Origin of the sequence: Maribacter sp. (assembly GCF_039968975.1) — a bacterium.
Taxonomy (GTDB): Bacteria; Bacteroidota; Bacteroidia; order Flavobacteriales; family Flavobacteriaceae; genus Maribacter.
Window position 1 is genome coordinate 1 of sequence record NZ_JBDVOT010000061.1, and the last position, 10,230, is coordinate 10,230.

At 34.8% G+C, this 10,230-nt stretch carries 9 protein-coding genes and 1 pseudogene; 6 read left to right on the forward strand and 4 right to left on the reverse strand.

Annotated elements, in window-relative coordinates:
• Positions 1–344: 344 nt before the first annotated feature.
• A complete protein-coding gene (locus ABJI11_RS04285) occupies positions 345–722 on the forward strand; it encodes a DoxX family protein (RefSeq protein ID WP_348349740.1) in 378 nt (125 codons plus the stop codon).
• A 90-nt stretch (positions 723–812) separates the two neighbouring features.
• Here the strand turns inward: ABJI11_RS04285 and holA are convergent, their stop codons facing one another.
• Complete coding sequence (holA, locus tag ABJI11_RS04290; protein WP_348349742.1) at positions 813–1,814, reverse strand: DNA polymerase III subunit delta; 1,002 nt, start codon at positions 1,812–1,814, stop codon at positions 813–815.
• A 26-nt stretch (positions 1,815–1,840) separates the two neighbouring features.
• Here holA and ABJI11_RS04295 point away from each other — a divergent pair, with 26 nt between their 5' ends.
• The 3 genes from ABJI11_RS04295 (at position 1,841) to ABJI11_RS04305 (ending at position 4,257) form a co-directional block, all read left to right on the forward strand.
• On the forward strand, positions 1,841–2,287 hold the full coding sequence (locus ABJI11_RS04295) for a type I restriction enzyme HsdR N-terminal domain-containing protein (protein WP_348349744.1): 447 nt from the start codon (positions 1,841–1,843) through the stop codon (positions 2,285–2,287).
• A 12-nt stretch (positions 2,288–2,299) separates the two neighbouring features.
• A complete protein-coding gene (locus ABJI11_RS04300; RefSeq protein ID WP_348349746.1) occupies positions 2,300–3,301 on the forward strand; it encodes a glycosyltransferase family 2 protein in 1,002 nt (333 codons plus the stop codon).
• A 101-nt stretch (positions 3,302–3,402) separates the two neighbouring features.
• Positions 3,403–4,257 carry an OmpA family protein gene (locus tag ABJI11_RS04305; RefSeq protein WP_276493212.1) on the forward strand — a complete coding sequence of 285 codons (855 nt, stop codon included), beginning with the start codon at positions 3,403–3,405 and terminating at the stop codon, positions 4,255–4,257.
• 69 nt (positions 4,258–4,326) lie between these two features.
• Here the strand turns inward: ABJI11_RS04305 and ABJI11_RS04310 are convergent, their stop codons facing one another.
• The 3 genes from ABJI11_RS04310 to ABJI11_RS04320 all read right to left on the reverse strand — a co-directional run bounded on the left by ABJI11_RS04310 (position 4,327) and on the right by ABJI11_RS04320 (position 8,222).
• Positions 4,327–4,950 (reverse strand): L-threonylcarbamoyladenylate synthase, encoded by a 624-nt coding sequence (locus ABJI11_RS04310; protein WP_276493213.1) that lies wholly within the window; start codon positions 4,948–4,950, stop codon positions 4,327–4,329.
• Between the two features lie 9 nt (positions 4,951–4,959).
• Positions 4,960–5,760 (reverse strand): glycoside hydrolase family 16 protein, encoded by an 801-nt coding sequence (locus tag ABJI11_RS04315; protein WP_348349749.1) that lies wholly within the window; start codon positions 5,758–5,760, stop codon positions 4,960–4,962.
• Positions 5,761–5,894: 134 nt separating this feature from the next.
• Positions 5,895–8,222 carry a UvrD-helicase domain-containing protein gene (locus ABJI11_RS04320; RefSeq protein ID WP_348349751.1) on the reverse strand — a complete coding sequence of 776 codons (2,328 nt, stop codon included), beginning with the start codon at positions 8,220–8,222 and terminating at the stop codon, positions 5,895–5,897.
• A gap of 197 nt (positions 8,223–8,419) precedes the next feature.
• Between ABJI11_RS04320 and ABJI11_RS04325 the strand changes: the two genes are divergently transcribed.
• Both ABJI11_RS04325 and ABJI11_RS04330 read left to right on the forward strand, forming a co-directional pair.
• Positions 8,420–9,730: an amidohydrolase gene (locus tag ABJI11_RS04325; protein ID WP_348349753.1), complete on the forward strand. Its 1,311-nt coding sequence runs from the start codon at positions 8,420–8,422 to the stop codon at positions 9,728–9,730.
• Between the two features lie 5 nt (positions 9,731–9,735).
• Positions 9,736–10,230 (forward strand): annotated as a pseudogene (locus ABJI11_RS04330) (FMN-binding glutamate synthase family protein); the annotation flags it as partial.

The following is a 10,230-nucleotide window of genomic DNA, read 5'->3' on the forward strand; positions in this document are numbered from 1 at the left end:
AACTGATGGTGATTACTTTTCAAAACCTAATAGAGAAGATATTTTTGAAAAGGTATATGCAATTATGCACGAAGTAAAACCAAATGATTACCCCAAATTAAGGTAGGTAAATCGAAGTTTTTAAGTAAGAAAAATCCCATATAAATTGGGATTTTTTTATACCTCATAAATCTGCCAAAAAAAACGAACTATTTTTATTTTTTCATAGTCTTTCTTTAACTGACTGAAAACTAAGGAATCTATATATTATATAAAAAGAAAAACAGGTTTTAGCTCTTACAACATTTGATATATTTCAGTAAAACAAAAAAAAATCAATACTTTTAAAGTAAATATTGTCTAAAATGAAAAACACTTTATTAAAAGATATCGGCTTAGCTTTTTTTAGAATTGCAATTTCAGCTATGATGTTGACTCATGGTCTTCCAAAGTTTCAAAAACTGATTGCTGGTGATTTTCAATTTGCCGACCCTTTTGGTATCGGAGAAGCTCCATCGTTATTTTTAGCGGTAATAGGTGAATTCGTTTGCCCTATTTTAATAATCATAGGTTTTAAATCGCGTTTAGCAGCAATACCAACAGCGATCACTATGGCAGTAGCTGCTTTTGTTGCTCATGGTGCCGATGATTTCAGCACAAAAGAAAAAGCTTTGTTTTACTTAGTAGCTTTTATCACCATTTCATTAGTAGGACCTGGTAAATTTGGAATAGATAAAAAATAAATAAAAGGCAAGTCCGCTAAGTATTGAAAACTATAGCTAATAGTTTCAAGTAAACGTCAAAGCATTTAAATTACGATTACTTAGCAATAGCTAAACAATTTTATAAAGTAGTTCTTTTAAAAGATCTGCTTCTTTCATTGGCGTAGCCCCTACTCCTTTTCCTTTTAAATCCATTTCACGTAAACTAGAGATAATTCCGCTTACTTTCTTCATTGGATAGTTTCTTGCAGCAGTTTGAATTTCTTTTACAAAATAAGGGTTTATACGCAACGCACTAGCTACATTTTTTGGTGAATGATCCGTTAGCCCATGATACTGCAATAACTGCGTAAAAAATGAATGCAGTAAGGTAATTGTCAGTATGAATGGATTGTCTTTTGGGTTCTGGGCAAAATAATTAATAATTTTAGTAGCCTTCACAATATCCCTATCACCTATAGCTCTTTTCAACTCAAAATTATTGTAATCTTTACTTATACCTATATGTTCTTCTATATGCTGTGGGTTTATCTCCGTCTGTTTTGGCAAAACTAATTTTAGCTTATCAAGCTCTTTACTAATTTTACCTAAATCTGTACCTAAGTATTCTATCAACAACAGAGCGGCTTTATGAGAAATGGTATAACCGCGGCTTACCAAATGCTTTCTTAGCCAATCACTGACTTGGTTCTCATATAGTTTCTTACTTTCAAAAACTACCCCGTTCTTTTTGATAATTTTATGTAGCTTCTTACGCTTATCTAATTTCTTGTATTTATAACAAATAACTAGAACTGTAGATTGTTGAGGGTTTTCGGCATATGAACATAAGTTCTCTATAGTACGAGATAGGTGCTGCGCCTCTTTAACGATTACCACCTGCTTTTCTGCCATCATTGGGTAACGTTTGGCATTACCAACGATATCCTCAATAGATACATCTCTACCATACAATACCATTTGGTTGAAACCTTTTTCTTCTTCGGTCAACACATTGGCACTTATAAAATCTGATATTTTATCAATAAAATAAGCTTCTTCCCCATACAGGAAATAAATAGGACTTATCTGTCCTTTCTTAATTGCATTGACTATTTGTACAGCTTCATCCATTCAGAAAAAATCATCAACTTTGTATAATGCAGCCACTAAATTTCCCTAGCTACACTTTCAGGGTCAAAAATAGCGAAAATAGAACCTTGATTTTTGACGTTATACGTAAAAAATTTTTGGTACTTACTCCAGAAGAATGGGTTCGGCAACATGTGGTTCAGTTTCTTATCCAAGAAAAGAAATATCCAATCAGCCATATTAATGTAGAAAAACAAATAACCCTCAACGGTTTAAAGAAAAGATATGATGTTGTAGTTTTTAAACCCAACGGTCAACTGCACATACTTGTAGAATGTAAAGCTCCTGAGGTTTCCATATCTCAAATGACTTTTGATCAAATAGCACAATACAATTTTAAATTGAATGCCACTTTTTTAATGGTCACGAACGGACTCTCACATTATTACTGTCAAACTGACCTTATTGCGGAAAAATATGAATTTATGAAGGAAATTCCTGATTTTAGCCGTTAATTTGCGATCGTTTTGAAGATAGCTGTAGTCATATTAAATTGGAATGGTGAAGTACTTTTAGAGAGGTACCTACCTTCTGTTATCAATTATTCTCCTGATGCAGATATATATGTTGCCGACAATGCCTCAACCGATGGCTCGGTGGCATTTGTAAAAGCAAACTACCCTACGGTTAAAATTATACAGAATACTGAAAATGGTGGCTTCACCAAAGGATATAATGACGCCTTGGTTCATGTAGATGCAGATATCTTTTGTTTATTGAATTCAGATGTAGAAGTCTCCCCAAACTGGCTAACCCATATAAAAGAAACCTTTAGCAAGGTACCTGAAGCAGCTATACTACAACCTAAAATTCTTGACTTACTTAAAAAAGATCATTTTGAATATGCAGGTGCAGCCGGTGGCTTTATAGACCAACTAGGCTACCCGTTCTGTAGAGGAAGAGTATTTCAGACTTTAGAAAAAGACACTGGTCAATACGATGATGTAAGAGAAATATTTTGGGCAACGGGAGCATGCATGTTTATTAAAAAGGAAGTCTTTCATGAACTTAATGGTTTTGATGAAGACTATTTTGCGCACCAAGAAGAAGTAGATTTATGCTGGCGTGCCAAAAACCATGGTTACAAAATATTTTATGTGGGCACCTCTAAGGTATTTCATTTGGGTGGCTCAACTTTAAGTAACATGAACCCCAAAAAAACATATCTAAATTTTAGAAATACCTTATTCTCGATTACAAAAAACCTTCCAAGAAGAAAGGCTTTCATCATTATTTTCTTAAGATTGCTTTTAGATGGTATTGCAGCAATACGATTTCTTTTTCAGTTAAGATTCAAACACTTTTTCGCTATTTTTAGGGCACATTTAAGCTTTTACAGACAGTTTAGAAAAATGTATAAAAAAAGAGAAAAAACACAATTTCTCAGAAAATACTATGCTACGAAGTCTATTGTATGGTCTTACTTCGTACATAGAATAAGTAATTTTAACATTTTAGTAAAAGATTAACTAACAACACATATAAGTAACTTGGTAATTATATAATTTTGAAGTTGCTTAGATGCGAAAAATAGAGTAAACCACTTAAATAAGTATAATAGAATAGAATTATGAAAAAAGTATTATTAGGATGTCTTGGAGTAACACTTTTACTTTCATCTTGTGTATCTTCAAAAAAGTACGCAGATCTTGAAGCTAAACATAAAAGTGCACAAGATTTATTGAATTCGGCTACAGTTAAACTAAACGATTGTTTGGAAGAAAAAGCAACAGCTTCATCTAGGCTACAAACCTTAGAAGATCAAAATGCGTTCTTAAAAGCGAACAATCAAGAGTTGATTAACAATATGGGCAACTTAACAACTTTGACTACCAAAGGTGCTGAGAACTTGGAGAAATCTTTAGAAAGCTTACAAGAAAAAGATTTAACGATTCGTAAATTAAATGACGCTATTACACGTAGAGATTCTGTAAACCTTTCTTTGGTACAAAGTTTAAAAGGTGTTCTTGGAAACATGGATGACGAGGATATTGAGATCAGCGTTGAAAAAGGTGTTGTTTTCGTTTCTATTTCTGATAAATTATTATTTAGCAGTGGTAGCTACAACGTTACTGGTAGAGCTAAAGAAGTTTTAGGTAAAGTTGCCAAAGTAGTAAACAACAAGCCTGATTTTGAATTTATGGTAGAAGGTCATACTGATGATGTGCCTTACAGAGGTAACGGTTCTTTATTGGATAACTGGGATTTAAGTGTTAAACGTGCTACTGCCGTTGTACGTATTTTACAAAATGATTTCAATGTAGATCCTAAGCGTATGACTGCTGCTGGTAGAGCTGAATATGTACCGGTATCTTCAACTGAAAAATCTAAAAACAGAAGAACTCGTATCGTTGTTCTTCCAAAAATCGATCAGTTCTATAGTATGATTGAAGAAGGAATGAAAGATCCTGCTATCAATAACTAATTACTGATTAGTGTATAAAATTAAAGCGGCTCAAAAGAGCCGCTTTTTTTATGCCTAATTTTCTTGATTTTAAATAATATCTAAACTTCCTTTACCTTCCCTAATAACTTCTGGCGTACCACCTGAAGAAACATCTATAATTGTTGAACCCACATTACCGCCATAACCACCATCAATAACAATATCAACAAGGTTATCCCATTTCTCATAAATTAATTCAGGATCTGTGGTATATTCAAGAACGTCATCTTCATCACGAATAGAAGTTGAAACAATAGGATTACCCAGTTCTTCAACCAAGGCTTTGACAATACTATTGTCAGGTACACGAATACCAACCGTCTTTTTCTTTTTAAACTCCTTAGGTAAATTGTTGTTACCAGGTAAGATAAAAGTATACGGTCCCGGTAAAGCTCTTTTCAATATTTTAAAAGTGGCAGTATCAATTTGCCGTACATAATCAGACAGGTTACTAAGATCTGTACATATAAAAGACCAATTTGCCTTTGCTAGTTTTATGCCTTTAATACGTGCAATTTTCTCCAATGCCTTTGTATTGGTAATATCACAACCTAAGCCATACACCGTATCAGTAGGATATATAACCAAGCCACCTTTACGCAATACTTCCACTACCCTTTTTATTTCTTTAGGGTTTGGGTTCTCATCATATATTTTAATGAATTCTGCCAATTCTTATATTTATTTTACTTGGTATACTCTAATATAATCTACTTCCATCGTCGCCGGAAAAATTGATGGGTCAACACCTTCGAGTCCTCCCCAATTTCCACCAACTGCAATATTCATCAGAAAATAAAAATGATTAGAAAACGGCCAATTATCTACTGTACTATTAGCTGGTCTTTTAAAAATAAACTGAATATTCTCTATATCGTCAACATAAAATTTTATGTACTCTGATGACCACAAAATTCCAAAATTATGGAAATCTTCCTCAATTGTTTCCAATTCCACGGCACCAGAAGTAGCTTCAGTACCGTTGGTATGGTTATTTGCTTTACTATGAATAGTAAAATGAGTTTTATTTGGTTTAAAACTCACATATTCCATCATGTCAATTTCGCCACACAATGGCCAACCCGCTGTTTGTATATTACTACCTAACATCCAAAGTGCTGGCCAGGTACCATTTCCTTTATGTTCTGGTAATTTTGCTCGAATTTCCATTCTACCAAACTTAAAAGATTTCTTGCTATTTAAACGAGCAGATGTATATTCTCCTTCAATGTTAGTATCTGTATTTAGTTTAGCCGTAATTTTCAAAGTACCGTTACTAACTTCAGCATTCCCTTCTGACCTATAATTTTGGAGCTCATTATTTCCCCATCCGTTATTACCACTTTCAAAAGACCAATTTTCATTTGAAAGTGTCGTTCCTTCAAATTCATCGCTCCAAACCAAAACAGCAGTATCCCAATAACCACTAGCATTAGAATCTATAACTATCTGTTCAACTTCTTCAGATTCCGAAGTGACCATTAGGTTTGAATCTAGTTCTTTTATATGTGAACTTGAACATCCAAAAAGAAAAATTGTCAGTAAAACCGAATATAAGCTGCTTTTTTCCATTTTTTCCTTATCAAGTTAAGCCAAATTTTCGAAAAAACTATGCTTTACCCCAATACCTCTAACTTGGCAAAACGTAGCAATAGCTTTTTTATATCTCCTTTATCAAACATTATCTCTGCCTTTCTATCATTTCCGGCACCTTCAATTTTCACCACCTTACCACGACCAAAACGCGTATGGTTGATTAATGAACCTTCTGTCAGGTTTGGATCAATTTTATTGGTATTCCCAACAGGTTCGGATAGCTGAGGCTTTAGTTTACGTAATTTTTTAAGTTGCCCGGTATTTGGTTGACCAACAATTGGCGGCGTGCCTCTTTTTGGTTTTTCTTGACGCAACCTGCTCTTATCAACTTCACCAAATATATCGGCATTGATAAGGGATTTGTAACGGTAACCACCATCTAATGGAGTCAGGTTCTCTACATATTTCTCGTCTATTTCCTCTAAGAAACGACTAGGCTCTGCATCTATCAATTTACCCCATCGGTATCTATTTTGCGTATATGTCAAATACGCTTGTTTCTCTGCCCTGGTTAAAGCAACATAAAACAACCTTCGCTCCTCTTCTAATTCACTACGCGTACTCATACTCATACCAGACGGAAACAAATCTTCTTCCATACCAACAATATATACATATGGAAACTCAAGTCCCTTTGCCAAGTGAATGGTCATCAACGCAACCCTATCGTCATCACCAGTATCATTATCCAAATCGGTAGCAAGGGCAACATCTTCTAAGAATTCGCTAATATTTCCTGTTGCTTCATCAATCTCTTTCTGACCCTCAACAAAATCTTTTATACCATTTAAAAGCTCTTCAATATTCTCCATTTTACCAATACCTTCCGGAGTTCCATCCTTCTTAAACTCTAAAAGAATACCGGTTTTCTTGGCTATATGTTCAGATAATGCAAAGGCATCTACAGTTTCGTTCATGACCTGAAAACTCTTGATCATGGTTACAAAGTCTGTCAATTTACGTTTAGTACCCGCATTTATTTTTAAATCAATGCGGTCTATATTTTCCATAACCTCAAAAATGGAACGGTTATAATGATTGGCAGCAACAACTAATCTATCTAGCGTAGTTCCACCAATTCCCCTTGCAGGGAAGTTTATCACCCTTTTTAAAGCTTCTTCATCTTTAGGGTTAATGACCAAACGCAAATAAGACAACACATCTTTAATTTCTTTACGTTGGTAAAATGAGAGTCCGCCATAAATACGATACGGAATATCTCTTTTACGTAAGGCATCTTCCATAGCCCTAGATTGGGAGTTTGTTCTATATAATATACAAAATTGACCATTGGTCATTTGTTGCTGCATTCTATGTTCCCAAATAGAATTTGCTACAAACCTACCTTCTTCGGCATCGGTAGTACTTCTATGAATTTTAATAGCAGGACCATCATCATTATCCGTCCAAACTACTTTTTCAATCTGATTTTGATTTTTACCAATTACGGAATTCGCGGCATTTACGATATTTCTTGTAGAACGGTAGTTCTGCTCTAATCGGTACATCCCTACATTCTCATAATCCTTTTGAAAATTCAAAATATTACTAATGTTCGCTCCTCTAAAAGAATAGATACTTTGTGCATCATCACCTACCACACATATATTCTGAAAGCGATCGGCCAACGCCTTTACAATTAAGTACTGCGAATGGTTAGTATCTTGATACTCATCTACCAAAATATATCTAAATCGATCTTGATACTTTGCCAGCACATCTGGGTAGCGCGTTAAAAGCTCATTAGTACGTAATAGTAAATCATCAAAATCCATAGCACCTGCCTTAAAGCAACGATCTACATAATTCTCATAGATATCACCTGTTCTTGGCTTTTTCGCCATGGCATCTTGCTCAACCAAATCTGGATCATTACGGTAAGCTTTTACGGTGATAAGACTATTTTTAAAAGACGAAATCCTATTTTGAATCTGTTTGTATTTATAAATATCCTTATCAAGCCCCATTTCTTTTATAATAGAGGCGATAAGACGCTGAGAATCTTGGGTATCATAAATAGTGAAATTAGCAGGATAACCCAACTTACTACCATCTATACGCAGAAGCTTTGCAAATACTGAGTGAAAAGTACCCATCCACAGGTTTTTTGCTTCACTGGCACCAACTATATGCGCTATACGCTCCTTCATTTCACGCGCCGCCTTATTGGTAAATGTTAAGGACAGAATATTAAAGGAATCTACCCCCTGCGCCATAAGGTGTGCAATTCTATATGTAAGTACACGAGTTTTACCTGACCCGGCACCAGCAATAACCATTAAAGGTCCGTCTTTATGCAAAACAGGAGCTTTTTGGGCATCGTTCAATTCATCTATAAATGAGCTCAAATTTTCTTTCTTTTAGTAACGTAAATTTAGCCATAAATGAGGGATAGTAAAAGTGAAGTGTTTTAGATTTATAAACAAAAGCATCTATTTTTTTCAAATTCATAATTAATTAAAAATCAATAACACATTCTTAGTATTATGACCTATACATCAATATATTTGTTACACAACTACATTTACTAACTTAAATATATATTATGAAAAAACTGGGATTACTGGCCATTATCCTATTTGGGGTTTCCGTTCAGGCGCAAGGACCAAATCTGGAAAAAGATTATAAAGCAATAGAAGATAAGGTTATAGATTGGAGAAGGTATTTTCATGAACATCCAGAACTTTCTAACAGAGAATTTGAGACCTCTAAAAAAATAGCCAAGCATTTAGAGTCATTAGGTATAGAAGTTCAGACAGGCGTAGCACATACAGGTGTTGTAGGCATATTAAAAGGTAACAAACCAGGTAAGGTTGTTGCTTTAAGAGCAGATATGGATGCCCTACCGGTAACAGAAAGAAATGATTTACCATTTAAGAGCAACGTAACATCTGAATATCAGGGTAAAGAAGTGGGTGTTATGCATGCTTGCGGTCATGATACACATGTAGCAATATTAATGGGCGTAGCCGAAGTAATGTCAAAAAACAAGGACAAGATAAAAGGAACTGTTAAATTTATATTTCAACCAGCAGAAGAAGGAGCTCCTCCAGGAGAAGAAGGTGGTGCTGCTTTAATGATAAAAGAAGGTGTATTACAAAACCCTGATGTTGATGCTATTTTTGGTCTTCACATAAATTCACAAACGCCGGTAGGAACAATTCGTTACAAGTCTGGTGGTACTATGGCCGCTGCACAGAGATTTCAAATTAATGTAAAAGGAAAACAAAGCCACGGTTCACAACCATGGTCCGGTGTTGACCCTATACTTATTAGCGCTAAAATAATTGACGGCCTACAAACCATTATCAGTAGAGAAATGAATTTAACCAATGAAGCTGCCGTTATTACAGTTGGTAAAATTACTTCTGGAGTTCGTAACAATATTATACCAGAATCCGCAGAAATTGTAGGTACTATTAGAACTTTGGATTATGATATGCAAAAGCAACTTAACCAACGTATGAAAGAAATGGTGAAATCTATTGCCGAAGCATACAAAGGAGAGGCAACTGTAGATATTGCTTCTGGAACAGCTATTACCTATAACAATCCAGAACTTACAGAACAAATGATACCAACCATACAAGCTGTAGCCGGAATTGAAAATGTAAAAGTTGCCAAAGCAGTAACCGGTGCCGAAGACTTTTCTTTTTACCAAGAAAAAGTACCAGGTCTATTTTTCTTTTTAGGAGGAATGACACCAGGTACTACGGCGTCCTACCCACACCACACCCCAGATTTTCTGATAGATGATAGTGGTATGTTATTAGGAGTAAAAACATTAACACAAATGAGTTTTGATTATTTAGACAATGACAAAACTCCAAGATTAGAAATGCAACCAAAAGGATAATTTTGATGAATCAATTTCTTGATAGTATTCCAAGTCTACCATGGTGGACTTGGATTTTTTTGTTTCTTTTAATAGTAGCAATCTATGATATTTTTATACAAAAGAGACATACTATAAAACACAACTTCCCCGTTGTGGGTCACTTACGTTATTGGCTAGAAAGCATTGGTCCAGAAATGCGACAATATTTTGTTGCCAATAATAGAGAAGAACTTCCTTTTAATAGAATTGAAAGAGGGTGGATCTATGCTTCTGCAAAAAAGGAAAACAATTATGAAGGTTTTGGTTCTGACCGAGATCTATATGCACATCAGCATATATTCGTAAAGAATAGAATGATCGGTTATGAAGTGCCTGCAAATCACCCAAATGCAACGGAGCCCAGTTTCATACCTTGTGCAAAAGTTATGGGTGAGCATAACAATCGTAGAAAACCGTTTAGACCAGGTAGTATAGTCAATGTATCTGCCATGAGTTTCGGGTCTTTATCTGCCGCTGCG